General features: G+C 75.0%; 27 protein-coding genes. 15 read left to right on the top strand and 12 right to left on the bottom strand.

The features are described 5' to 3' along the window. The 5 genes from Q0195_RS11755 to Q0195_RS11735 all read left to right on the top strand — a co-directional run. Positions 1-378, top strand: a 378-nt coding sequence (locus Q0195_RS11755; protein WP_299278710.1) for a hypothetical protein, incomplete at its 5' end; no start/stop codon positions are given. Next, on the top strand, positions 375-947 hold the full coding sequence (locus Q0195_RS11750; protein ID WP_299278707.1) for a hypothetical protein: 573 nt from the start codon (positions 375-377) through the stop codon (positions 945-947). The genes Q0195_RS11755 and Q0195_RS11750, both read left to right, overlap by 4 nt. After that, on the top strand, positions 944-1,552 hold the full coding sequence (locus tag Q0195_RS11745) for a hypothetical protein (protein ID WP_299278705.1): 609 nt from the start codon (positions 944-946) through the stop codon (positions 1,550-1,552). The genes Q0195_RS11750 and Q0195_RS11745 overlap by 4 nt, the downstream gene beginning before the upstream one ends. Beyond that, positions 1,549-2,133, top strand: a complete 585-nt coding sequence (locus Q0195_RS11740) for a hypothetical protein (protein ID WP_299278702.1) — start codon at positions 1,549-1,551, stop codon at positions 2,131-2,133. Before Q0195_RS11745 ends, Q0195_RS11740 begins: the two co-directional genes overlap by 4 nt. Then, positions 2,126-2,329 carry a hypothetical protein gene (locus Q0195_RS11735; protein ID WP_299278699.1) on the top strand — a complete coding sequence of 68 codons (204 nt, stop codon included), beginning with the start codon at positions 2,126-2,128 and terminating at the stop codon, positions 2,327-2,329. Before Q0195_RS11740 ends, Q0195_RS11735 begins: the two co-directional genes overlap by 8 nt. 14 nt (positions 2,330-2,343) lie before the next feature. Here Q0195_RS11735 and Q0195_RS11730 read toward each other — a convergent pair whose 3' ends face one another. From Q0195_RS11730 to Q0195_RS11720, 3 genes are all read right to left on the bottom strand, one after another. Next, positions 2,344-3,096: an MBL fold metallo-hydrolase gene (locus tag Q0195_RS11730; protein ID WP_299278696.1), complete on the bottom strand. Its 753-nt coding sequence runs from the start codon at positions 3,094-3,096 to the stop codon at positions 2,344-2,346. 21 nt (positions 3,097-3,117) lie between these two features. Further along, positions 3,118-3,882, bottom strand: coding sequence for a polyphosphate--glucose phosphotransferase (gene ppgK / locus Q0195_RS11725; RefSeq protein WP_299278693.1), 765 nt, complete (start codon positions 3,880-3,882; stop codon positions 3,118-3,120). 71 nt (positions 3,883-3,953) lie between these two features. Beyond that, positions 3,954-4,439 carry a VOC family protein gene (locus Q0195_RS11720; protein ID WP_299278690.1) on the bottom strand — a complete coding sequence of 162 codons (486 nt, stop codon included), beginning with the start codon at positions 4,437-4,439 and terminating at the stop codon, positions 3,954-3,956. Positions 4,440-4,466: 27 nt separating this feature from the next. On the opposite strand from Q0195_RS11720, the gene Q0195_RS11715 reads away from it, so the two are divergent. Continuing rightward, positions 4,467-5,339, top strand: coding sequence for a helix-turn-helix domain-containing protein (locus tag Q0195_RS11715; protein WP_299278687.1), 873 nt, complete (start codon positions 4,467-4,469; stop codon positions 5,337-5,339). 33 nt (positions 5,340-5,372) lie between these two features. Here Q0195_RS11715 and map read toward each other — a convergent pair whose 3' ends face one another. Further along, positions 5,373-6,245: a type I methionyl aminopeptidase gene (gene map, locus Q0195_RS11710; RefSeq protein ID WP_299278685.1), complete on the bottom strand. Its 873-nt coding sequence runs from the start codon at positions 6,243-6,245 to the stop codon at positions 5,373-5,375. A 37-nt stretch (positions 6,246-6,282) separates the two neighbouring features. On the opposite strand from map, the gene Q0195_RS11705 reads away from it, so the two are divergent. After that, the gene (locus Q0195_RS11705) at positions 6,283-6,522 is read left to right on the top strand and encodes an SPOR domain-containing protein (RefSeq protein WP_366518104.1); all 240 of its coding nucleotides are present in this window, start codon (positions 6,283-6,285) and stop codon (positions 6,520-6,522) included. 79 nt (positions 6,523-6,601) lie between these two features. On the opposite strand, the gene panB is transcribed toward Q0195_RS11705, so the two are convergent. The 3 genes from panB to Q0195_RS11690 all read right to left on the bottom strand — a co-directional run bounded on the left by panB (position 6,602) and on the right by Q0195_RS11690 (position 8,146). Further along, on the bottom strand, positions 6,602-7,456 hold the full coding sequence (gene panB / locus Q0195_RS11700) for a 3-methyl-2-oxobutanoate hydroxymethyltransferase (protein WP_299278683.1): 855 nt from the start codon (positions 7,454-7,456) through the stop codon (positions 6,602-6,604). Between the two features lie 125 nt (positions 7,457-7,581). Continuing rightward, positions 7,582-7,971: a DUF2237 domain-containing protein gene (locus Q0195_RS11695; protein WP_299278680.1), complete on the bottom strand. Its 390-nt coding sequence runs from the start codon at positions 7,969-7,971 to the stop codon at positions 7,582-7,584. A gap of 7 nt (positions 7,972-7,978) precedes the next feature. Further along, positions 7,979-8,146, bottom strand: a complete 168-nt coding sequence (locus tag Q0195_RS11690) for a hypothetical protein (RefSeq protein WP_299278677.1) — start codon at positions 8,144-8,146, stop codon at positions 7,979-7,981. 131 nt (positions 8,147-8,277) lie between these two features. On the opposite strand from Q0195_RS11690, the gene Q0195_RS11685 reads away from it, so the two are divergent. The 3 genes from Q0195_RS11685 (at position 8,278) to Q0195_RS11675 (ending at position 12,083) form a co-directional block, all read left to right on the top strand. After that, entirely contained in the window at positions 8,278-9,051 is a 774-nt protein-coding gene (locus tag Q0195_RS11685) for a cyclase family protein (RefSeq protein ID WP_299278674.1), read from the top strand. Continuing rightward, a complete protein-coding gene (locus Q0195_RS11680; protein WP_299278672.1) occupies positions 9,048-10,727 on the top strand; it encodes a thiamine pyrophosphate-binding protein in 1,680 nt (559 codons plus the stop codon). Before Q0195_RS11685 ends, Q0195_RS11680 begins: the two co-directional genes overlap by 4 nt. 138 nt (positions 10,728-10,865) lie before the next feature. Continuing rightward, positions 10,866-12,083, top strand: coding sequence for an amidohydrolase (locus Q0195_RS11675; protein WP_299278669.1), 1,218 nt, complete (start codon positions 10,866-10,868; stop codon positions 12,081-12,083). On the opposite strand, the gene Q0195_RS11670 is transcribed toward Q0195_RS11675, so the two are convergent. Continuing rightward, the gene (locus Q0195_RS11670) at positions 12,062-12,481 is read right to left on the bottom strand and encodes a VOC family protein (protein ID WP_299278666.1); all 420 of its coding nucleotides are present in this window, start codon (positions 12,479-12,481) and stop codon (positions 12,062-12,064) included. The two genes, Q0195_RS11675 and Q0195_RS11670, sit on opposite strands and share 22 nt — an antisense overlap. Before the next feature lie 153 nt (positions 12,482-12,634). On the opposite strand from Q0195_RS11670, the gene Q0195_RS11665 reads away from it, so the two are divergent. Together Q0195_RS11665 and Q0195_RS11660 are read left to right on the top strand one after the other, a co-directional pair. Continuing rightward, the gene (locus Q0195_RS11665; protein WP_299278663.1) at positions 12,635-13,111 is read left to right on the top strand and encodes a VOC family protein; all 477 of its coding nucleotides are present in this window, start codon (positions 12,635-12,637) and stop codon (positions 13,109-13,111) included. Between the two features lie 74 nt (positions 13,112-13,185). Further along, complete coding sequence (locus Q0195_RS11660; protein ID WP_299278660.1) at positions 13,186-14,223, top strand: sigma-70 family RNA polymerase sigma factor; 1,038 nt, start codon at positions 13,186-13,188, stop codon at positions 14,221-14,223. Positions 14,224-14,272: 49 nt separating this feature from the next. Here the strand turns inward: Q0195_RS11660 and Q0195_RS11655 are convergent, their stop codons facing one another. Next, positions 14,273-15,043, bottom strand: coding sequence for an SH3 domain-containing protein (locus tag Q0195_RS11655; RefSeq protein WP_299278657.1), 771 nt, complete (start codon positions 15,041-15,043; stop codon positions 14,273-14,275). Between the two features lie 71 nt (positions 15,044-15,114). On the opposite strand from Q0195_RS11655, the gene Q0195_RS11650 reads away from it, so the two are divergent. The 3 genes from Q0195_RS11650 (at position 15,115) to Q0195_RS11640 (ending at position 17,885) form a co-directional block, all read left to right on the top strand. Then, a complete protein-coding gene (locus Q0195_RS11650; protein WP_299278655.1) occupies positions 15,115-16,407 on the top strand; it encodes an MFS transporter in 1,293 nt (430 codons plus the stop codon). A 136-nt stretch (positions 16,408-16,543) separates the two neighbouring features. Further along, positions 16,544-17,158 carry an alpha/beta family hydrolase gene (locus Q0195_RS11645; protein WP_299278653.1) on the top strand — a complete coding sequence of 205 codons (615 nt, stop codon included), beginning with the start codon at positions 16,544-16,546 and terminating at the stop codon, positions 17,156-17,158. A 58-nt stretch (positions 17,159-17,216) separates the two neighbouring features. Next, positions 17,217-17,885, top strand: coding sequence for a DsbA family protein (locus tag Q0195_RS11640; protein WP_299278651.1), 669 nt, complete (start codon positions 17,217-17,219; stop codon positions 17,883-17,885). 94 nt (positions 17,886-17,979) lie between these two features. On the opposite strand, the gene Q0195_RS11635 is transcribed toward Q0195_RS11640, so the two are convergent. The 3 genes from Q0195_RS11635 to Q0195_RS11625 all read right to left on the bottom strand — a co-directional run bounded on the left by Q0195_RS11635 (position 17,980) and on the right by Q0195_RS11625 (position 21,539). Next, entirely contained in the window at positions 17,980-19,836 is a 1,857-nt protein-coding gene (locus Q0195_RS11635; protein WP_299278649.1) for a stealth family protein, read from the bottom strand. A gap of 317 nt (positions 19,837-20,153) precedes the next feature. Next, positions 20,154-20,387, bottom strand: coding sequence for a heavy-metal-associated domain-containing protein (locus tag Q0195_RS11630; RefSeq protein ID WP_299278646.1), 234 nt, complete (start codon positions 20,385-20,387; stop codon positions 20,154-20,156). A 243-nt stretch (positions 20,388-20,630) separates the two neighbouring features. Then, positions 20,631-21,539 carry an NADP-dependent oxidoreductase gene (locus Q0195_RS11625; protein ID WP_366518103.1) on the bottom strand — a complete coding sequence of 303 codons (909 nt, stop codon included), beginning with the start codon at positions 21,537-21,539 and terminating at the stop codon, positions 20,631-20,633.

Raw genomic sequence — 21,539 nt, 5'->3', positions numbered from 1 at the left:
CAGGCGGCCGAGTACTCGCGGATGACGACGGCGCCGTCGTGGAGCGTGCTCGACCCGTCGTCGATGCTGCGCGCCGCGCGCCACAACGTCGCGACCAACGGGTGGGGCAACGTCATCGCCGCGGGCGGCGGCGACGCCTACCAGATGTCGTACTACGCGGCGATGCGGGCACCGGGCATGGGAGGGGGCCGGGCAGCCGCCGAGCTCTACACGATGTCACGGGTGAGCGGCACGATGTCGAACCTCTCCACCGTGCACACGCTCTGGGGTGCCGACCTGTCCGGTGCCCCACGCCCCGGGGCGACGTGGCTCGGGGAGCACATCGACGCGATGGTCCCCGACCAGGGCAGGCAGGACGACGTCGTGGGCAGCCGGTGACGAGCGAGCTGCGGGCCCTCCTGGCCGCCCCCGTCCGCCAGTTCCAGGTCGTGGCCGTGCTCACCGTGGCGGCGTTCGCCTGGCTGGCGATCCCGGTCCACGCCTTCGGCTACCTCCTCCCGCGCGGAGGGCTGGCCGAGACCTTCGCCGACCTCACCGCCGGTGACGCGGGCACCCGCTGGGCGTCCTTCTACGTCTACCTCGTGACATGGGGGAGCGTCGTCGCGGTCTGCGCGCTCGCGCTGTGGGGCGCGGCGCTCGCGGTGCACTCGATCGTTGTCACGGCGCGGCAGGACCCGCGGCTGCGCGGCTCGGGGACGGCGTGTGTCCCTCCCACACTGGCGTTCTGGGGCTCCCTCGCCCTCGGCGCGCTCGCCCACCACGTGTCGGCCAACGTCTCCCCCGTGACGTCCTCACCGTTCTGGGACGACGTCTACGGGGCCTCATCCCCGGCCGTGGTCCTGTGGGTGGCGAGTGCCGCGGCCACCGCGCTGGCCGCGCTCGTGCGCGGGCTGCGCGCCACCGGCCGCGCACCGGTCCGCGCCCGGCAGGGGAGGGGCAGGCGGTGAGCGTGACGGCGCAGCGGCGTCCCTTCACGATCGTGCTGCCCCGCGGCTGGTCCCGGGTCCCGGTCGGTCCGGGGGCCTCCGCCGCGATCCGCACCATCCTCGACCGGGCGGTCGCCGGCGTCGACGACGCCCGTGCGGTCCGGGTGCGCCGGCGCCTGCAGGAGCTGCTGCACCAGCAGGTCAAGGCCGCCGAGGCACAGTCCGGGACGGAGCTCTACCTGCCGACCGAGCAGGTGCACGGCGTGTCGGTCCCCGCCTCCGTCGTCGTCAGCGTGCCGGCGCTCGCCGAGGACGCCGACCCGATGGACGTCCTGCTCGCGGTCGCAGCGCGGCGCCGTGGGGCCGAGGTGCTCGACGTCGGCGGCAAGCCCGCGGTCCGCGCCGAGCACCGCGAGGAGCCCGCGACCCTGGGCGAGGACCTCGCCGGGGTCGAGGCCGCGGTCCGGCAGGTGGTCTACTTCCTCGCCGACCCCGCCGACCGGGGCCGCTTCGTCGTCATGTCGGCCAGCATCCTGGAGTCGACGGCGCAGGGCGGTGCCGCGGTGGCCGACGCCGTCACCGAGCTCGTCGACGCCATGGTCTCCACCTTCCGGTGGGCCGGATGATGCAGCGCCTGGTCCTCGCCGCCGACCCCGACCCCGACCTGTGGGTGCGGGTGCCCACCTCCTACCCGGACACAGCAGGCGCCACACCGCAGCAGTGGGCCCGCGCCGTCGCGGCGGACCGGGCGCGCTCGACCGAGGACGCCGCCGTGCTGACGCGGCTGCTGCACGACCTCGCCGAGCACGAGGCCGGCGCGGACGCCGGCACCGTGTACCTCTACCTCCCCGACGACGGGTCGCCGATGCAGAAGGTGCGGCTCCGCGCGGTGCCCACCGAGGAGCTGGGGCCGGTGGAGCCGGTCTCCCCGCTCGACCCCGTCGAGGACGTCGTCGACGCCGAGCACCTCGGCCGCGGCACCCGGGCCATCGTCGCCGGTCGGGCGCACGAGCACACGGACGACCTCCTCGTCACCGTCGTCTACCGGTGGGAGCTGGGCTGGGTGACCGTCCTGCTGACGATGGCCACGCTCGACCCGGGAGCCGCCGTCGCCATGCTCGACCTGCTCGACGAGCTCGCCGACGACGTCTGGGTCGAGGACGAGTCGGGCGCGCTGGTGACGGCCACGGAGGTGACCGATGTCTGACCGCCACTCCGGGCTCGCCCTCGCCACACTCTTCCTCGGGATCTTCGGGCTGGGACCGCTCGGGCTGGTCGCGGGCTACTACGCGCGGCGCGGCCGGTCCACCGCGAGCTGGCTCGTCACCGTCGGGCTGCTCCTCAGCGCGGTCCACACCGCGCTGCTCACCGCCGCGTTCGTGCTCGCCGTCGTGACCGGCTGACCCGCCTCACACCGTCACCCGGCGAACCGGGCGACCTGCGCCTCGTGCTCCTGCCGCACCCGCGGGGCGGCGAGCCGGGGGTCGTCCGGCTCCACCGCCCGGGTGAGGTCGTCGAGGTAGCGCAGGTCCGCGGCCACCCGCCGCCGCACCTCGGGCCCCGTGGCCACCCGCCCGTGCCCGGGGACGACGTGCGCGACGTCCAGGACCTGCAGGTGCTCCAGCGACCGTCGGTAGTCCGCGACCGCGCCGGGAGCGTCGTCGAGGAGCGGCACCTCGATGTCGGAGAGCATGTCACCGGCGACCAGGACGCCTTCCTCGGGCAGGTGGAGCCCGGCGTGCCCGGGCGCGTGGCCGGGCGTGGGGACGACGACGGCACGCGGGCCGGGCCACTCCAGCTCGGTGGTGTCCGGTGCCAGCGGCGTGGTCCCGCCGATGACGTCCCACCGGTGGCCCGGCAGGTCCTCCACCGCCTGGGCGAGGAGCTCGGCCTCGGTGACGGCCGAGGCGGCCGCCGGGGTGGCCCAGCGGGGCACGTCGGGCAGCGCGTCGGACCACAGCACGTGGTCCCAGTGGGGGTGGGTGGAGAAGGCGGCGGTCACGTGCCAGCCGCGGGCCGTGACCTCGCGTCCGAGGGCGCGGAGGTCCGCGGGGGTGAGCGTCGGGTCGACGAGCAGGCACGCGCCGTCGTCGGCGACCACCAGCGTCGACGTCGTGAGCCAGGTGGGTGAGGTGGTCACCCAGACCCGGCGGGTGACCCGCTCGAGCATGCGTGCAGGTTACGCCGCCGGTCAGCGGTAGTGCGCGGCGGCGAGGGCCGCGGCGCCGACGATGCCCGCCTGGTTCCGCAGCGCGGCGGGCACGATGGGAGCCTGGAGCTCGAGGAGCGGGAGGAACTTGTGGGCCTTCTTGCTCACCCCGCCGCCGACGACGATGAGGTCGGGGGAGAAGAGCATCTCCACCGTCTCGAAGTAGCGCTGCAGCCGCCCGGCCCACGTCTCCCAGGACAGGTGCTCCCGCTCCCGGGCGGAGTCGGCGGCGCGGCTCTCGGCGTCGTGGCCGTCGATCTCGAGGTGACCGAGCTCGGTGTTGGGCACGAGCGTGCCGTTCATGATGAGCGCCGAGCCGATGCCGGTGCCCAGCGTGACGACGATGACGAGCCCTTCCACGCCCTTGGCGGCGCCGTAGGTGGCCTCCGCGTAGCCGGCGGCGTCGGCGTCGTTGACGGCGATGACGGTGCGCCCGATCGCCGTGCCCATGATCTCGGGCACGTTGACGCCCTTCCACGACTTGTGGAGGTTGGCGATGAACGGCACGACGCCGTGCTTGATGGGGGCGGGGAAGGTCAGCCCGACCGGCACCTCGGGGGCCAGGTCGAAGCTCTCGGTGAGCTCCTGGACGACCGCGGCGACCGCTTTCGGGGTGGACTTCTTCGGGGTGGGGATGCGCACCCGCTCCGCGGCGAGGGTGCCGGTGGACAGGTCGACCGGTGCCCCCTTGATCCCGGAGCCACCGATGTCGATGCCGAAGGCGAGCGGCGTGCTGGCGGTGGTCATCGATACTGCTCCGTCGGTCGTGGGTGGCCGACTGGGAGCCTACCGGCAGATCGCCCGCGGCGACGGGCCACTCAGGTGGCCGGCTGCTCCAGCGAGGCGCGCCAGGCGTCCAGACCCTCCTGGACCTGGGCGTCGGTCCGGTGCTCGACCCGGGTCATGATCGACCAGCGCACCCCGAACGGGTCCTGGACCGAGGCGTAGCGGTCCCCGGTGACCGGGAAGTCGGTCGCCTCCTCCCGCACCCGCGCGCCACGCTCCCGCGCTCTGGCGAGCGTGGCGTCCACGTCGGGGACGTAGACGGCGAGGGAGAAGGTGACGTCGTCCGAACCCGGGTCGTTGGCGACGGTGTGGAACTGGGGGTTCGGGTCCATGACCGTCATCCGGCCGAGCCCGAGGTCCAGCTCGCAGTGCCAGACGGAGCCGTCGGGTCCGTCCATCCGGGTGACGACCCGGGCACCGAGGACCTCACGGTAGAAGTCGACGGCCGCGGCCGCCGGGGACGCGACGACGAGCGGGCTGAGGGAGGTGTACCCCGTGGGGATGTGGGTGGTGCTCATGCCCTCCAGCCTGCCTAGAGTGCGTCCGTGGGGCTTGAAGATCCGCGACAGGTCGACGCCGCGTCCGCCACCCGGGGGGCGGTGCTGTGGCCGGCCGCCGGCACGGAGGTGTTCGACACCGGGCGTCTCCCGCTGCCCGAGCCGCTGACCGAGGTCGCGGCCTACTACTGGTGGGTGACGTGGCGCCGCGCCGAGCGCATCCCCTTCCGGCAGGAGGTGCTCAGCCACCCGGTCACCCACCTCACGGTCGAGGCGGCCGAGGGCGGCGTCCTGCTCGGGCTGCCCGTCCCGGCGGCGCTCGTCCACGGCCTGGTGACCCGGGTGTTCACCGTCGACCTGCCGGTCGCGGGCCGGGTGGCCGGCGTCGCCTTCCACCCCGGCGGGCTGGCGGCTCTGCTCGGCCGGGGCGTGCGGGAGCTCACCGACGTCGTCGTGCCCGCGGGGCCGGTGCTCGGCCGCGACGTCGCCCCGCTCACCTCGCGCGTCCTGGCCCAGGAGGACGACGAGGCCCGCCGCGACGCCATGGCCGACGTCCTGGGCGCGCTGCTCGCCCCGCGGCTGGCGGACGTGCGCGCGGACGAGAGGTACCGCACGGTGCGCCGGGCGGTGGAGCTCATGCGTTCTCGGGAGCACATCGCGCTCGGCCCGGTGGCGGCCGCGCTGCACGTCTCGGAGCGGACCCTGCAGCGGCTCTTCGCGCGCTACGTGGGCGCCTCCCCGCTGTGGGTGCTGCGCCGCCACCGGCTGCAGGACGCCGTCGCCGCGCTCGACGCGGGGGAGGGGGAGGACCTCTCCGGGCTGGCCGCCTCGCTCGGGTTCGCCGACCACGCCCACCTCACCCGCGCGTTCACGCAGGTCGTCGGGGTGCCCCCGTCCCACTACCGGGCCGGCCGCAGGTAGGCGTCCCGGGCGGCGCGCCTCGGCGCTCCGAACCTACGGGAGGGTGAGGATCTCCGCGCCGTCCTCGGTGACGAGGACCATGTGCTCCCACTGCGCGGTGCGGCCGCGGTCACGGGTGACGGCGGTCCAGCCGTCGTCCCACAGGTCCCACTCGGGGCTGCCCAGGGTGAGCATCGGCTCGATGGTGAAGACCATGCCGGGCTCCATCACCTCGTCGTGCTCGGGGGCGGCGTCGTAGTGCGGGATGATGAGCCCGGAGTGGAAGGCGCGGCCCACGCCGTGCCCGGTGAACTCCCGCACCACGCCGTAGTCGAAGCGCTTGGCGTAGGCCTCGATGACCCGGCCGATGACGTTGACCTCGCGCCCGGGCTTGACCGCGCGGATCCCGCGCTCCATCGCCTTCTTGGTGCGCTCGACGAGCAGCCGCGACTCCTCGTCGACCTCCCCGACGAGGAACGTCGCGCTGTTGTCGCCGTGCACGCCCTCCCGGTAGAGGGTGATGTCGATGTTGACGATGTCCCCCTCCTCCAGCACCGTGCTGTCGGGGATGCCGTGGCAGACCACCTCGTTGACCGACGTGCACAGCGCCTTGGGGAAGCCGCGGTAGCCGAGCGAGGAAGGGTAGGCACCGTGGGCGACGGCGAACTCGTGCCCGATGCGGTCGAGCTCGTCGGTGGTGATCCCCGGTCGCACCGCGGCGCCCACGTGCTCCAGGGCCTGTGCGGCGAGACGGGCGGTGCGGCGGATGCGTTCGATCGTCTCCGGGTCGTTGACCTCGCTGCCGGTGAAGGGCTGCGGGGCGGGCTGGTCGACGTACTCGGGGTACTCGATGGAGGTGGGGACCGGCCGCCGTGGAGAGATGGTCCCAGGGGTCAGGGTGCCCAACGGGGCGCGATCGGCAAGCATGGGAGGAGTCTACGTAAGCCGCGACGGAGGAGCTGCCATGGTCACCGAGCACGAGCCCGCCGAGGAGTCTGTCGAGGAGATGGAGCCCACCGAGCGCGGCGAGTACTACTACAACACCCGCACCGGCCAGGTCGAGCGGGGCAAGCAGTCGGCCGCGGTCCACCGGATGGGGCCCTACCCCACGGCGGAGGCGGCCGCGGAGGCCTACGCCCGCGCGGCGGAGCGCAACGAGGCGTGGGAGGAGGAGGACCGCGCCTGGCGCGACGAGGACGACTGAGCCGCACCGGAGGGGCCGCGACGACCGACCCGCACCGGAGGGGACCGTGTCCCCGCTCCACCGGATGGCCGCGCCCCCGCTACTCGGTGAAGGTGTGCTCCGGCCCGGGGAAGGTCCGCTCCCGTACCGCCTCGGCGTAGGCGCGGGTCGCGGTGTACAGCGCCGCACCGACGTCGCCGAACTTCTTGGCGAAGCGCGGCGCCCACGCCGTCATACCGGCCATGTCGGTCCACACGAGCACCTGGCCGTCGCAGTCCGGCCCGGCCCCGATGCCGATCGTCGGGACGTGGAGGATCTCGGTCGCGCGCGCCGCCACGGGGGCGGGGACCATCTCCAGGACGACGGCGACCGCCCCGGCCTCCTGCAGCGCCACGGCGTCGTTGACGAGCCGCTCGGCGGCCTGGTCGCCGCGGCCCTGCACGCGGTTCCCGCCGAGGATGTTGACCGACTGCGGCGTGAAGCCGAGGTGCCCGACCACCGGGATGCCGGAGGAGCTGAGCAGCCGCACGTGGGCGGCGACCCGCTCCCCACCCTCGAGCTTGACCGCGTGGGCCCCTCCCTCCTTGACCATCCGGACGGCCGTCGCGAACGCCTGCTCCGGGGAGCCCTCGTAGGAGCCGAAGGGCAGGTCCGCCACGACCATGGCCCGGTGGGCGGCACTGGCCACCGCACGCACCGCCGGGATCATCTCGTCCACGGTCACCGGCAGTGTGCCGCTGTAGCCGAGCATGGTGTTCCCGATGGAGTCCCCGACGAGGAGCATGTCGATCCCGGCCTCGTCGAAGATGCGCCCGGTGACGGCGTCGTACGCGGTGAGCATGGTGATCGGTTCGGAGCGTTCCTTCCACTGCGTCAGGTGGTGGACGCGCACCCGCTTCGGCGTGGGCACGCCGGTGCTGTTCGCGGGGGTGGCGGCTGGGCTCTGCTCACTCATCGTCGTTCTCCAGTTGGACGTACCGGTGGCACGACCCTACGCGCTCCGCGACAACGGTCGGTCCGCGTGCCGGCCCGGCGGTCGGGTCGGCGGGCTCGGGCCGGTGGGCTCCGGCGGCGGGGCGGTCAGGTCAGCGAGCTCGGGTCGTCCGGGACGTCGACGGCGTGCTCCAGGAGGGCGAGCCGGTCGACCACCTCCAGCGCCCGCTCGTGGGTCGCGGCGAGCACCACCGGGGCGGCGACCCCGGCCCGGTAGGACTGCATCCACCGCGGCGCCAGCACACACCAGCGCATCCCCGGCTCCAGGCCCGGGAAGCCGAGCTCGGGGCGCGGGGTGGACAGGTCGTTGCCGATCTGCCGCTGGTGGGCGAGGAACTCGGCCGTGACGACGACGCAGACGCTGTGCCCACCGGGGTGACCCGCACTCGGGACACAGCTGCCGGTGCGGTAGTAGCCCGTGACGGGGTCGGTGCCGCACTCCTCGAGCGGCCCGCCCAGGACGTTGCGCTCCGTCATGTCCAGATCATCGCAGAGCGCCCGGACGCAGCCGACCGTTCTGCGTGCCCGATCGTGTGCTCGCCCGCTCGGCACGGTCGAGGAGCACCCGGCGCTCGCGCTCGGTCGGCGCGAGCCCGGCCGCCTGCCGCAGCTCGGCGGCGGCCGCCGCGCCCTGCCCCAGGTGCAACAGCAACGTCCACGGAACCCCTTTCCCCGCACGCGGTCAATGGCTGCCTGACGAGACACCGCCCGCCGCGCACCGCCGGTGTGCCAAGATCACGGCCGACACCCCCTGTCGGTCCTCCCCTGTCGAAGGAGACACCCATGCCTGTGCTCAGTGACCTGCTGGCGGCCCTGCGCAGCGGCGCGGTCGAGATCGTCGACCTCACGGCACCGCTCTCGGACAAGACGCCGATCCTCGAGCTGCCCGAGCAGTTCGGCCAGACGGCGCGCTTCGAGCTGGAGCAGATCTCCCGCTACGACGACCGCGGACCGGCCTGGTACTGGAACAACTTCCGCACGGGCGAGCACACCGGCACGCACTTCGACGCCCCCAACCACTGGGTCACCGGCAAGGACCTCGCCGACATCGCCTCGGTGCCGGTCGGGGCGCTGGTGGCGCCCGCCGTCGTCCTCGACGTCACCGAGCAGGTGGCCCAGAACCCGGACTTCCTCATCGAGGTGGAGCACATCGAGGCGTTCGTCGCCGAGCACGGCCCGCTGCCGGAGGGCGGGTGGCTGCTGTGCCGCACCGGGTGGTCGGCGCGCACCACGCAGTCGGAGATGATCAACCGCGACGAGGACGGCCCGCACAGCCCCGGCCTGTCCGCCGAGGCGGCCCGGTGGGTCGCCGAGGAGAGCCCGCTCCAGGGCATCGGCGTCGAGACCGTGGGCACGGACGCCGGGGCGGCCGGCGGCTTCGACCCGGTCTTCCCCTGCCACCACTACCTCATGGGCAACGGCAAGTACGGGCTGTCCCAGCTGCGCAACCTCGACCGGCTCCCGCCCACCGGGGCCGTGGTCATCGCCTCCCCGCTGAAGATCGAGAGCGGCTCGGGCTCGCCGACGCGCGTCCTGGCCCTCGTCGACCGGTCATGAGCGCCGGCGCCGCGGCCCGTCCCCACACCGGGCAGCCGCCCGCCGGCGACACGGTGGCCGACGCCGTCGGCCGGGCGCTGGTGGCCGCCGGTGTCGACCACGTGTTCGCCGTCGTGGGGTCGGGAAACTTCCACGTCACCACCGCGATGGTCGACGCCGGGGCCCGGTTCGTCGCCGCCCGGCACGAGGGCGGGGCGGCCACCATGGCCGACGCCTACGCCCGGACCGCCGACCGGCCCGCCGTGCTCACCGTGCACCAGGGCTGCGGCCTGACCAACGCGACGACGGGGATCGCCGAGGCGGCCAAGTCGCGCACGCCGCTGCTCGTCCTGGCGCCGGAGGCGGTGAGCCCGACGTCGAACTTCCACGTCGACCAGGAGGCGCTGGCCCGCGCCGTCGGTGCGGTGCCGATGCGCGCCGCGGACCCGGCCACCGCCGTCGCCGACGCCCTCACCGCGCTCGCCGTGGCGCGGGACGAGCGCCGCACCGTCGTGCTCAACCTCCCGCTCGACGTCCAGGGGGCACCCGCCCCCGACCCGGCCCGGGTGCCGGCCCCGTCCACCGCCTCGCCCCGCCCGGTCGCGGAGGACGCCGTCGAGCGGCTCGCCGCCGCGCTGCGGGCGGCCCGGCGGCCGGTGTTCGTCGCCGGGCGCGGGGCGCGCTCGGCAGCCGCCCGCGAGGCGCTCGCCGTGCTCGCCGAGCGGTGCGGCGCGCTGCTCGCCACCTCGGCGGTGGCCAAGGGACTGTTCCGCGGCCACCCGTGGTCGCTCGACGTCGCGGGCGGCTTCTCCTCCCCGCTGGCCGCCGAGCTCATCGCCGGTGCGGACCTCGTCGTCGGCTGGGGCTGTGCGCTGAACATGTGGACGATGCGCCACGGTCGGCTCATCGCCCCGGGCGCGACCGTGGTCCAGGTGGACGACACCCCCGAGGCCCTGGGCCGGCACCGCGAGCTCACCTTCGGTGTCCTCGGCGACGTCGCGGCGACGGCGCGCGCCCTCACCCACCGTCTGGCCGACCGGCCCGCCGCCGGTTACCGCAGCGAGGAGCTGCGCGCCCGGCTGGCGGGTGGGGTGCGGTGGCGGGACGTGCCCTACACCGACCGCTCCGGCGACGGACGGATCGACCCCCGCACGCTGAGCATCGCCCTGGACGACCTGCTCCCCGCCGAGCGGGTCCTCGCCGTCGACTCCGGCAATTTCATGGGCTACCCGAGCATGTACCTCGACGTCCCGGACGAGCAGGGGTTCTGCTTCACCCAGGCGTTCCAGGCGGTGGGCCTCGGGCTGGCCACCGCGATCGGCGCCGCCCTGGCCCGCCCCGACCGGCTGCCCGTCGCGGCGCTCGGCGACGGCGGCGCGCTCATGGGCGCCGCCGAGCTCGACACGGTGCGGCGCCTCGGGCTGCCGATGGTCGTGGTCGTCTACAACGACGACGCCTACGGCGCCGAGGTCCACCACTTCGTCGGTGCCGACCACCGCACGGTGACCTTCCCACCCACCGACATCGCCGCCGTCGGGGCCGGCTACGGGTTCGACGCGGTCACCGTGCGCTCCGTCGCCGACCTCGCCGGCGTGGCCGCCTGGCTCGACGGGCCGCGGGACCGGCCGCTGCTCGTCGACGCCAAGGTCGTCGCCGACGAACCGGCGTGGTGGCTGGCCGAGGCCTTCGGGCACTGAACGACGGCGCCCACGGCCTGACCCATAGGCGCCCGCGCGGCGACCGCTGCGCGGGGCGACCCGGGGCCGGGGCGACCCACCGGTCGTCCCACCGCCGTGCGACGATGAGGCCCGGGCCCACGTCAGGAGGAGGACGCCATGGACCGGTCCGAGCTCGCGCAGACGTCGGGCACCCCCGGCGCCATCGCCCGCGCGGTGGCCGAGCACTCGGACGCCGTCGTCGAGCTGGCCCGGGCGATCCACCGGCTGCCCGAGCTGGCCTTCACCGAGCACCGGGCGGCCCGTGCGCTCACCGAGCTGCTGGCCCGCGCCGGCTTCGCCGTCGAGCCCGGCGCCGGTGACCTGCCCACCGCGTTCACCGCGACCGTGGGCGAGGGGCCGGTGACGGTGGCGATCTGCGCCGAGTACGACGCCCTGCCGACGATCGGCCACGGCTGCGGCCACAACCTCATCGCCGGTGCGGCGGTGGCCGCCGCGCTCGGGCTGCAGCCGGTCGCCGCCGCGCTCGGCATCCAGGTCACGGTGGTCGGGACACCGGCCGAGGAGCACGGCGGCGGCAAGGTGGTGCTCCTGGAGCGTGGGGTGTTCGACGACGTCGACCTCGCGCTCATGGTCCACCCCCTTCCGCGCGACCACGGCTTCAACCCGCGGGGGACCACGTCCCAGGCGGTGGGGCGCTACCGGGCCACCTACAGCGGCCGCGGCGCCCATGCCGCCGCGGCACCCCAGCGGGGCGTCAACGCCGCGGACGCCGCCGTCGTCGCGCAGGTCGCCATCGGGCTGCTGCGTCAGCAGCTGCCCGGGGACCACCGGGTCTCGGCCGTCGTCGCGCACGGCGGGGACGCGACCAACATCATCCCGGAGACCGCGATCGTCGACTTCGAGTGCCGCGCCTTCACCATGCCGGAGTTCGACCGCCTCTACGAGCGTGTGCGCCGGTGCTTCGAGGCCGGTGCGCTCGCCACCGGGGCGACGTTGCGGATCGAGCCGACCGAGCCGGTCTACGAGCCCCTCGAGCACGACGAGGTCCTGTGCCGCCACTGGGAGGCTGCCCTCGCCACGCTCGGCTACGACACCGCGCCCGGCGGGGCACCGCACGGCGGGTCCACCGACATGGGCAACATCTCGCGGGTCGTCCCCGCGATCCACCCCTGGTTCAGCATCCCCACGACCGACGCCCCCATCCACACCGCCGAGTTCGCGGCGGCCGCCGACCGGGAGGAGTCCTACGCGGCGATGCTCGACGCGGGGACCGCGATGGCGCTCACCGTCGCCTCCGTCGTCTCCTCACCCGAGGACGTCGCGGCCCTGCGCGCGGCACGCACCGCCCGGTCTCACGCCGCCGGCGCCATGTAGAGCACCTCCCAGACGTGGCCGTCCGGGTCGGTGACGGCTGCGCCGTGCATGTCCTCACCCGCCGGCCCGGTCCCGTCGGCGAGCCCGGCCGGGTAGGGGTGTTCGGAGCCCCCGTTCGCCAGCGCCGCGGCGACGAACGCGTCGACGTCCGCCCGGGAGGCCATCGACAGGCAATTGAGCACCTGGGTGGTGCGCCGCGGGTCGGCGATCGGGGTGGCGACGAAGTCGGCGAAGCGCTCGTGGTCCAGCGCCATGACGTAGATCGTCGGCGAGACGACGATGCACAGGCACTGCTCGTCGGAGTACGTCTCGTCGATGGTGAAGCCGACCCCCGTGTAGAAGCGCCGGGTGGCGGCCAGGTCACGGACGGGCAGGTTGACGACGATCATGCGGTCCATGGGACGTCCCTCTCTCACGGCCGGGGGGCGGGTCGTTCCGCCCCTGACCCGACCGACCCCGCGCACGCCGCAAAGTCATCGCGGACGGCGGCGATGACTTCCGCCGCCGGCGCCGGTCGGTAGGAGGAGCTGCCCGAGGAGGAAGGACCCACCATGCCCACCATCCAGACCTGCCTGTGGTTCGACAGCGAGGGGCTGGAGGCGGCCGAGTTCTACGTCTCCGTCTTCCCGCGCTCCGAGATCGTCGAGGTGTCGCGCTGGAGCGGGGCCGCCCCCGAGCTCGAGGGCACGCCGCTCACGGTGAGCTTCCGGCTCGACGGCCGGGAGTTCGTCGCCCTCAACGGCGGGCCGGGCCGGCCGTTCACCGAGGCGGTCTCGCTGCTGGTCGACTGCGCCGACCAGGCCGAGGTGGACCACTACCGGGAGCGGCTGCTCGAGGGCGGCGGCCGGGAGTCCAGGTGCGGCTGGCTCACCGACCGGTACGGGCTGTCCTGGCAGGTCGTGCCGACGCGGCTGCAGGAGCTGCTCAGCGACCCGGACCCGGGCCGCGCCAAGCGCGCCATGGAGGCCATGTTGACGATGGTCAAGATCGACATCGCCGGCGTCGAGCGCGCGGCGGACGGCGCATGAGCACCGTCGTCGCCAGCCGTCGGAGATCGAGGACGGGGGTGGCAGGCCGCGACCGTGCACCATACGGTCGGGTCATGTCCGCTGAGCAGTCGACGACGACGGCGCCCGACGCCGCCCGCGCAGTCGGCGAACGGCCCCCGGTCACCGCGGGCGACGTCGCCGAGCTCCTCGAGCCCCTGCGCCGGGAGATCCTGGCCCACTGCTACCGGATGACCGGCTCGGTGCACGACGCCGAGGACCTCGTCCAGGAGACCTACCTGCGCGCCTGGCGCGCCTTCCACGGCTTCGAGAACCGGTCGTCGCTGCGCACCTGGGTCTTCCGGATCGCGACCAACGCCTGCCTGACCCACCTCGAGGGCCGCAAGCGCCGACCGCTGCCCACCGGCCTGGGGGCGCCGGCGGCCGACCCGCGGGAGGAGCCGCGGCCCGAGACCGGCGTCTCCTGGCTGGAGCCGATCCCCGACGACCTGCTCTGGTCGCAGGGCTTGCCCGACCCCGCCGCGCAGGCCGTGAGCCGCGACAGCGTGCGGCTGGCCTTCGTCGCCGCACTGCAGCACCTCACCGCCCAGCAGCGCGCGGTGCTGCTGCTGCGCGACGTCCTCGCCTGGCGCGCCCGGGAGGTGGCCGAGGCGCTCGACCTCACCGTCGCCGGCGTGAACTCCACCCTCCAGCGCGCCCGGGCCCGGCTCGCGGCGGTGGACCCGGACGTCCCGCCCCAGCTGCCCGACGACGAGCGTCACCGCCGCCTGCTGCGGGCCTACATCGCCGCCTTCGAGGCCTACGACGTCGCCGCGATCGTCGACCTCCTCGCGGCAGACGTCGTGTGGGAGATGCCGCCGTACCCGGAGTGGTACCGCGGGGCGGAGCAGGTCGGCACGCTCATCAGCACGTGGTGCCCCGCACAGCGCGACGGGGACATGCGGCTGCTGCCCACCTCGGCGAACGGTGAGCCGGTGCTCGCGCTGTACATGCGGGAGGAAGACGGGGTGCACCGCGCCTTCCACCTCCAGCACGTCACCGTGACCGAGGACGGCGTGGCCCGGGTGACCGCTTTTTTCGACCCGGGTCTCTTCGCCTGGTTCGGGCTGCCGCCCGAGCTGCCGCCGCGGTGAACGGCGCGGTGCGGTAGGACGTCGGTGACCTGCTCGGCCCGCCGGGTCGTCACACGCAGAGCCCCTCGCTCACCCCGCGCGCGCACAGGAGGGTCGCCTCGACGGTGCGGACGGTCCAGCCGGCCTCACCGGGCACCGCGAGGACGTGGAGCCGTTCCCCCGCCAGGGCGTCGTCGGCGTACCCGACGACGTCGACGACGATCTCGCCCAGATCACCCTCGCTGGGGCCGTCGGCGACGGTGACGGTCGGTGGTGGTCCGTCGAGGGCGCGCTGCTCGGCGACCAGCGTGGCGACCTCCTCCAGGGTGGGCGCGCTGGGCAGCTCCCCGAGCTCGGAGGTGATGTCGGTGACCTGGCCGGGGTGGGTGACGTAGCGGGCGTTCACCCAGCCGGTCGTGCCGTCGACGGTCACCTGCGCCCACTGGCCGCCGTCGGGCAGCCGGCGGTTGTGCCCGGTGGCGACCAAGCCGGTGGCGAGCGGCTCGAGCCGGGCGAGGGAGCGGAAGTCGACCCCCGGGCCCTCGCGCACGTTGAGGACGTCCCCGGCGACGACGCCGACGACACCGAGATCGGCCCCCTCGAGCGGGATGCCGCCCTCGACCGGTTCACCGGGTAGGTCGCCGGGGCCGGGGCTGGGCTCGTCCGTGGCGTTGTCGCCGGGCTCGCCGGGGGTGGGCGTCGGCCCAGCCGAGGTGGGGGCGGTGGACGGTTCGCCGGTCGGTGGATCCGTCGCCTCGTCGCCCGTGCCGTCCGTGCTGCCGCATCCCACGAGCAGGGTGCTGACCAGGAGTGCTGCGGCGGCGGTACGACGGATCCTCATGCGGCCCGAGCGTAGGGCGCGCGCGCCGCGGGGGCGAACCGGGCCACCCGGCGCGGCGTTAGGTTGTCCCGGTGACCGCCACCCCACGCAGGCGCCCCGCCGCACGCCGAGCACGGCACGGGCTCCTCGACGTCCGGCCGCTGCGGCACAGTCGACCCTTCCTGCGGCTCTGGGGCGGGACGTCGCTCTCGGCGGTCGGGGGACAGGTGGCTGCCCTCGCCGTGCTCTACCAGGTGTGGGAGCTGACCCACAGCCCGGTGTGGACCGGCGCGCTCGGCCTCGTCCGGGCGGTACCGCTCGTCGTGTTCGGGCTGGTCGGCGGGGTGCTGGCCGACCAGGTCGACCGCCGCTGCGTCGTGCGCTGGACGACTGCGGCCCAGGTTCTCGCCGCGCTCGGGCTCGCCGCGCAGGCCGTCAGCGACCTCGGTTCCCTGGCCGTCCTCCTCCTGCTGGTCGCCGTGCAGTCCGCCGCCGGGGCGCTCGGCGCGCCGGCCCTGCGCACCTTCCCGGTCCGGCTGCTGGGCCGCGAGCTCGTCGGTGCGGGGATCGCCCTGCAGCACCTGAGCTTCCAGGCAGCGATGCTCATCGGGCCGGCTCTCGCCGGGGTGGTCCTGGGCGCCGTCGGGCTCACGCCCGCCTACCTCGTCCAGGCGCTCGCCCACGTCGCGGCGCTCTACGCGGTGATCCGGCTCCCGGCCATGCCCGTCGCCGGTCCGCACAGCGCCCGCGGGCCACGTGCCTTCGTCGACGGGCTGCGCCACATCGTCGGCTCCCGGGTGCTCAGCGGCCTGTACGTCACCGACCTCGTCGCGACCCTGCTCGCCATGCCGGTCGCGCTCTTCCCGATGGTCAACGAGGAGCGGTTCGGCGGCAGCCCGGAGACGCTCGGCCTCTTCCTCAGTGCGATCGCCGTCGGCGGGCTCCTCGCCGGGCTGGGCTCCGGGACGGTCACCCGGTCGGACCGTCCCGGCGCCGTCCAGCTCGGGGCGGCCGGCGCCTGGGGCGCGGCGCTCGCCCTCGTCGGGATCGCCGGGCCGCTGTGGCTCGCGCTGCTCGCGCTCGCGGTGGCCGGCGCGGCAGACACCGTCTCTGTCATCTCCCGCGGGGCGGCCGTCCAGCTCGTGACCCCGGACACCCACCGGGGACGGGTCACGTCCGTGGAGCACGTCATCGGGATCGCCGGGCCGGAGCTGGGCAACTTCCGTGCCGGTGTGGTGGCAGGGGCGACGAGCGCCGCGTTCGCCGCCGCCTCCGGCGGGCTGGCCTGTGTGGCCGGGATCCTCCTCGTCGCGCTGACCAACCGACCTCTCCGCCAGTTCCGGGTCAGCCGCGACATCCCCGCTTCCGAGGAGCGTGCCGGCTGACCGCGGCGGACCGCCCGGACCGGCGGACCGGCCGGACCGGCGGACCCCGGCCGACCTGGGCCGACTCGGCCGACCGGACCGGTCCGGCTGACCCCGGCCGACCCGGCGGACTCGCCGCCGCGCGTACGATCGCCCCGTGGACGCCGTCGAGATCCGCACCGCCCACGGCGAGGCGCGGGTGCACGTGGCGCGCACGGACGCCGCGCCGCGCGGGCTGGTCATGCTCGGGCACGGCGCGGGCGGCGGGGTGACGGCCCCGGACCTGCGCACCGCGACGCGCGTCGCGCAGGAGGGCGGCTGGCACGTCGCACTCGTCGAGCAGCCCTACCGGGTGGCCGGGCGGCGCGCGCCCGCCCCAGCCCGGCAGCTCGACGCCGCGTGGACCGACGTGGCCCTCCACCTGCGAGCGGGGCCCTTCCCGCAGCTGCCCCTCGTCGTCGGCGGACGCTCCTCCGGCGCCCGGGTCGCGTGCCGCACCGCCCGGTCGCTCAACGCGGTCGGAGTGCTCTGCCTCGCCTTCCCGCTCCAGCCACCGGGGCGTGCCGACCGCCCCAGCCGGCTGCCCGAGCTCGACGCCGCGGACGTACCCACCCTCGTCGTCCAGGGCGACCGCGACGCCTTCGGCATGCCGCCCGAGGCACCCGGCCGGTCGGTCGTCGTCGTCGCGGGGGACCACAGCCTGCGGAAGGACCAGGCCGCCATCGGCGAGGCCGTGCGGACCTGGCTCGGCCGGCTCGTGCCGTCCTCGTGAGATGCCCGCCGCGCCCTCCCGGGTGAGACTCGTCGGGAGACCGAGGGAGGGACGCGCCATGGCGATCCACGTGGACCCGGGCACGGTCGTGCTCTACAGCGACGTCGCCTGCCCGTGGGCCACCCTGGCCCTGCACCGTCTCTACGCCGCCCGCGCCGCGGCGCACCTCGTCGACGAGGTGCGGGTCGACCACCGGCTGTTCCTCCTGGAGGACGTCAACCGGGCGCCGCTGTCACTCGCGCAGGTCCGGGCGGAGCTGCCCGTGCTCACCGCGCTGGCCCCGGAGGTCGGCTGGCAGCCGTGGGCGGGCGAGCCGGCGGACTGGCCGGTGAGCACGCTGCTCGCCGACGAGGCGGTGCACGCCGCGAAGGCCCAGGGGCCGGCGGCGGCCGAGGCGCTCGACCTCTCCCTGCGCCGGGCCCTGTTCGTCGAGGGCCGGACGGTGAGCCTGCTCCACGAGGTCCTCGACGTCGCCGACGCCTGCCCCGGGGTGGACGCCGCGGCGCTGCGCCAGGCGCTCGACGACGGCCGCGCGCGGGGGCCGATGATGCACGACTACCGCACCCACCGGGACGAGGTCCGCGGCAGCCCGCACCTCTTCCTCGCCGACGGCTCCGACGTCTTCAACCCCGGTCTCGAACTCTCCTGGGACGGTGACGTCCCGGTGGTCGAGCGCGACGACCCCACAGACCTGGACCGGCTCGTGCGCCGGGCCGCCGGACGCTGACGGACCCCCGCACCGAGCCCATCGGCCTCGCCGCCACCGACGCGGCTGCGACGTCCACGGGGGCGCCGTCGTCGACCTTCTTCGCCGCCCAGGCTCAGACCGCGGCTGACCGGCTGACCGCAACCCGGGCGGCGTCGGCGGCGCGCTCGCCGGCGGGCAGCTCGAAGGAGCTGGGAAGCGGGAAGTACCGCTCGAGGAACTCACCCAACAGGTCGCCGCGACCCTCCTCCCCGACGGCGGGGGAGTCGTTGAGGCAGAACACGTCGAACTTGCGCTCGCGGAGCAGCCGCCGCAGCCGGGCCGCGGCCCGCGGGTGGGCCAGGTCCAGGTAGAGGTAGGCCAGCCGTCCGGGGACCGCCCGGCCGAGCGCGTAGGCGTAGTAGTGGTGCAGCGCCGAGCTGATCGACAGATCCTCGGGGTGGCGGAAGGTCGAGGCGGCGACCCGCGCGAACAGCTCCGGGTGCTCCTCCTCCATCTGCTCGAGCACGGAGCGCAGCTGGGGATGCGGGGTGTGCTGGAACAGGTTGGTCACCCGCCGGCCGAAGACCTCGGCGATGAGCTCGCGGTTGTTCTTCGCCGCACTCGTCACCGGGTCGTCGTCCGGACGGTGGTCGTGGGCGTCCATGAGCGCCGAGGAGAGGAAGAACTTCGCCAGCCCGTTGCCGTGGAAGAACAGGTCGGGGGAGACGGGACGTCCGAAGAAGACGTCGTCGTTGAGGTAGAGGTAGCGCTCGGCCAGGCCGGGGATGTGGTGCAGCTGCGACTCGATGGCGTGGGAGTTGAACACCGGCAGCACGCTCGGGTCGCGGAAGATCTCCCGGTGGTCCACGAGCCGCAGCCGCGGGTGGTCGGTGTCCAGCCACTCCGGCACCTGCCCGGCCGTGACGATGTGGACGCGGCGCACCCACGGGGCGTACATCTCCAGCGAGCGCAGCGAGTAGCGCAGCTCGTCCTGGGAGCGGAAGCGCGCGGCGTGCGTGGCGGCGGCCCGGTACTGGGACTCGGGCAGCCCGAGTGCGGCCAGGCGCTGGGCGTTCCACTCCGGGTCGTCGCCGTCGACCCAGGTGTAGACGACGTCGATCGGCCCGGTGACGTCGAACAGGTGGGGCAGGCCGCCGGTCGCCACGGTCCCGTGGGCGGTGGCCTCGGCCCAGTCGGCCGTCTCGATGCGGGTGGTCCACGCCTGGCGGCGGGGTGCGACGAGCGTGCCGTCGCTCTGCGAGGGTAGCTCGCCGGGGCCGCTGCGCACCGGGCGCACCTCCGGCCAAACCTCGACGTCGACGCCGACCTCCCGGCCGACCAGCGGACCTGCCGCCCCCGGCAGCGCTCGGAAGAGGCGGAAGCCGTCGTACCGGGCCGCAGTCCACACGAGCCGCGCGGGGGTGACCCGCCGGGGCCGGGTGTACGGGGCGTCGAGGGGGACCACGCGCCAGGAGGCGTCCAGCCCCCGGGCGAGCGCGGCGCCCACCCGCACACGGTCGCTGCTGCGCACGACGACGGCAGCCCGCCGGCCTGCGCCGGCCGGGACCACGGCGGCGCGCAGGCCGGACCGGCGCAGCGCACGGAGTACCTGGTCACGCCGCAGCTGCTCCTCCTGGGCGTGGTCGTACTCGGTGACGCGTGCGGGGCCGAGGTCGCCGGCGGTGGCCAGCGACTCCCGCGCGGCGGTGAGTGCCGCCGTGGTGGGCGCGGGTCGGCGGCCCAGCCGCTGGGAGCGGGTCACGGCCTGGGCCAGGGCGTGTCCGAGCGGGCGGGGGAGGCTGGAGAACGCGTGGCTGCTCAGCGTCGAGAGCCGGTCACGTAGTCGCAGCGCCCGGGGGACCGTGTCGCGGTAGAGCAACAGCTCGTTGCCGACACTGTCGACGGTGTACTTGGTCTCGTGGACGTGTGCCCTGCCCTCGTCCTCGACGACGAACGTGGGGTCGAGCCCTGCCAGTGCTCGTCGCTGCATCTATCAACCGCCTTTCTACCTCAGGCACCATCGGGGCGCGGCCGCTCGGGGCGGCGCGCTCGAGCCGTGGCGCGGGGGGCCGGTACGTCCGCGGACCCGTGCCGCACTGATGACCGGAAGGCTCGCGCAGCGAGCGGCGCAGGACAGCGCCGGTGCGCGAGGGGGAGCGGCCAGTATACGCCACTTTCGTCATCTACCCGTTGCGCCCCGTTTGCCTGCGGTTCACCGACGCCCTGCTCCGGCGCCCCCGCCGCCCCGCCCGGCCCTGGTGGCGGAGGGGGTGGGGCCGTGGGGGCGGGGCGCCGGTGACGGCGGCGTCAGAAGGCGGAGGGGCGGGCGGTATAGCCGGCCTTCGCCACGGCCGCGACGACCGCGTCCACCGGAGCCTTCTCGGCATCGTGGTCGACCTCGATACGCGAGGAGGCGAAGCGGACCTGCACCGTGGAGACGCCGTCGAGGCGGCCCACCTGCTTCTCGATCTTCGCCACGCAAGAGGGGCAGGAGAAGCCCTCGGCGCGCAGGACGGTGTGGGTCAGGGTCGGGGTGCTCACGATGAGCTCCTCTCGTCGTGGTGGGTTCTGTCGTCTCGAACCTACGGACGGGCCGTGTCGGGCTCCATGACGCACGTCAATCAACCGACCTCCGGTGTGTCGGCCGTGCGGTCCGACTGGCGGGGGAGTCACCTGCGCTGGGTGGGCAGCGCCGCTCGACGGGTGAACCGGTCGGACGCTGTGGCCACCCGCGGGGTCTGGGCTGCGCCCGGATCGGCGAGCGGCCGGGCCGGCCGCGGACCCTCAGGGGACGGTGACGACGACCTTGCCCGCGGCGTGGCCGGTCTCGACGGCGGCCATCGCCTCGCCGGCGCGGTGGAGCGGGTAGGTGGCCGTGACATGCGGGTCGACCAGGCCCTCCGCGAGGAGCCGGGTGACCTCGGCCAGCGCGCCGGGCCGGTGCACCCGCTGGCCCCCGCCTAGCTCGACGACGGTGAGGTCGGTCGCCGAGACCACGCGGTGGGGCTCGCGGGCCGACGCGGCGGCCTCCCGCAGCACGTCCCCGCCCACGAGGTCGACGACGAGGTCCACCCCCTCGGGCGCCACCTCGCGCAGCCGGTCGGCGAGGCCCGCGCCGGAGGGCACGAACGTGGCGCCCGTGCCCTCGACGAGGCGGCGCTTGCCCTCGCTCGCCACCCCGATGACGGCGAGCCCGCGGGCGGCGGCGACCTGCGCGGCCATGAGCCCCACACCGCCGCCGGCCCCGACGACGAGCACGGTCCCGCCGGCTTCCGGCGCGACGTGGTGGACGAGGTCGTAGGCGGTGGCCCCGGCGACCGGGAGCGTGGCGGCGTCGGTGAAGCCGATCCCTGCCGGCTTGGGCACCGCCTCGTCGGCCCGGACCAGGGTGTGCTCGGCCCAGCCTCCGTTGCCGCCGGGCACGCCGGCGAGCACGGCGTCCCCGACCCGGAACCCGGCCACGCCCTCACCGGTGGCGGCGACCACCCCGGCCGCCTCCAGGCCCATACCCGAGGGCAGGGCTCGGTCGGTGCCGAAGAGGCCCTCGCGGATCTTCCAGTCGGCCGGGTTCACCCCGCCCGCCCGGACCTCGAGGAGCAGCTCGCCCGGGCCGGGCTCGGGCACCGGTCGGTCCTGCAGCTCCTCGTGCTCGGGACCGCCGAACCGGGTGAAGACGTAGACCTTGGACATCAT

The organism is uncultured Georgenia sp. (assembly GCF_937958535.1).
Classification (GTDB): Bacteria; Actinomycetota; Actinomycetes; order Actinomycetales; family Actinomycetaceae; genus Oceanitalea.
The sequence above is the reverse complement of the archived record's forward strand: the minus strand, read 5'-3'. Positions and strand labels throughout refer to the sequence as shown.

Bases quoted from the DNA above. Each gene is read 5' to 3' on its own strand.
- Q0195_RS11685 (WP_299278674.1), top strand. From the start codon at position 8,278: ATGCCTGTGCTCAGTGACCTGCTGGCGGCCCTGCGCAGCGGCGCGGTC.
- Q0195_RS11670 (WP_299278666.1), bottom strand. From the start codon at position 12,481: ATGGACCGCATGATCGTCGTCAACCTGCCCGTCCGTGACCTGGCCGCC.
- Q0195_RS11705 (WP_366518104.1), top strand. From the start codon at position 6,283: ATGGTCACCGAGCACGAGCCCGCCGAGGAGTCTGTCGAGGAGATGGAG.
- ppgK (WP_299278693.1), bottom strand. From the start codon at position 3,882: ATGACCACCGCCAGCACGCCGCTCGCCTTCGGCATCGACATCGGTGGC.
- Q0195_RS11735 (WP_299278699.1), top strand. From the start codon at position 2,126: ATGTCTGACCGCCACTCCGGGCTCGCCCTCGCCACACTCTTCCTCGGG.
- Q0195_RS11640 (WP_299278651.1), top strand. From the start codon at position 17,217: ATGGCGATCCACGTGGACCCGGGCACGGTCGTGCTCTACAGCGACGTC.
- Q0195_RS11665 (WP_299278663.1), top strand. From the start codon at position 12,635: ATGCCCACCATCCAGACCTGCCTGTGGTTCGACAGCGAGGGGCTGGAG.
- Q0195_RS11695 (WP_299278680.1), bottom strand. From the start codon at position 7,971: ATGACGGAGCGCAACGTCCTGGGCGGGCCGCTCGAGGAGTGCGGCACC.
- Q0195_RS11660 (WP_299278660.1), top strand. From the start codon at position 13,186: ATGTCCGCTGAGCAGTCGACGACGACGGCGCCCGACGCCGCCCGCGCA.
- Q0195_RS11655 (WP_299278657.1), bottom strand. From the start codon at position 15,043: ATGAGGATCCGTCGTACCGCCGCCGCAGCACTCCTGGTCAGCACCCTG.
- Q0195_RS11730 (WP_299278696.1), bottom strand. From the start codon at position 3,096: ATGCTCGAGCGGGTCACCCGCCGGGTCTGGGTGACCACCTCACCCACC.
- map (WP_299278685.1), bottom strand. From the start codon at position 6,245: ATGCTTGCCGATCGCGCCCCGTTGGGCACCCTGACCCCTGGGACCATC.
- Q0195_RS11720 (WP_299278690.1), bottom strand. From the start codon at position 4,439: ATGAGCACCACCCACATCCCCACGGGGTACACCTCCCTCAGCCCGCTC.
- panB (WP_299278683.1), bottom strand. From the start codon at position 7,456: ATGAGTGAGCAGAGCCCAGCCGCCACCCCCGCGAACAGCACCGGCGTG.
- Q0195_RS11740 (WP_299278702.1), top strand. From the start codon at position 1,549: ATGATGCAGCGCCTGGTCCTCGCCGCCGACCCCGACCCCGACCTGTGG.
- Q0195_RS11635 (WP_299278649.1), bottom strand. From the start codon at position 19,836: ATGCAGCGACGAGCACTGGCAGGGCTCGACCCCACGTTCGTCGTCGAG.
- Q0195_RS11675 (WP_299278669.1), top strand. From the start codon at position 10,866: ATGGACCGGTCCGAGCTCGCGCAGACGTCGGGCACCCCCGGCGCCATC.
- Q0195_RS11680 (WP_299278672.1), top strand. From the start codon at position 9,048: ATGAGCGCCGGCGCCGCGGCCCGTCCCCACACCGGGCAGCCGCCCGCC.
- Q0195_RS11625 (WP_366518103.1), bottom strand. From the start codon at position 21,539: ATGATGTCCAAGGTCTACGTCTTCACCCGGTTCGGCGGTCCCGAGCAC.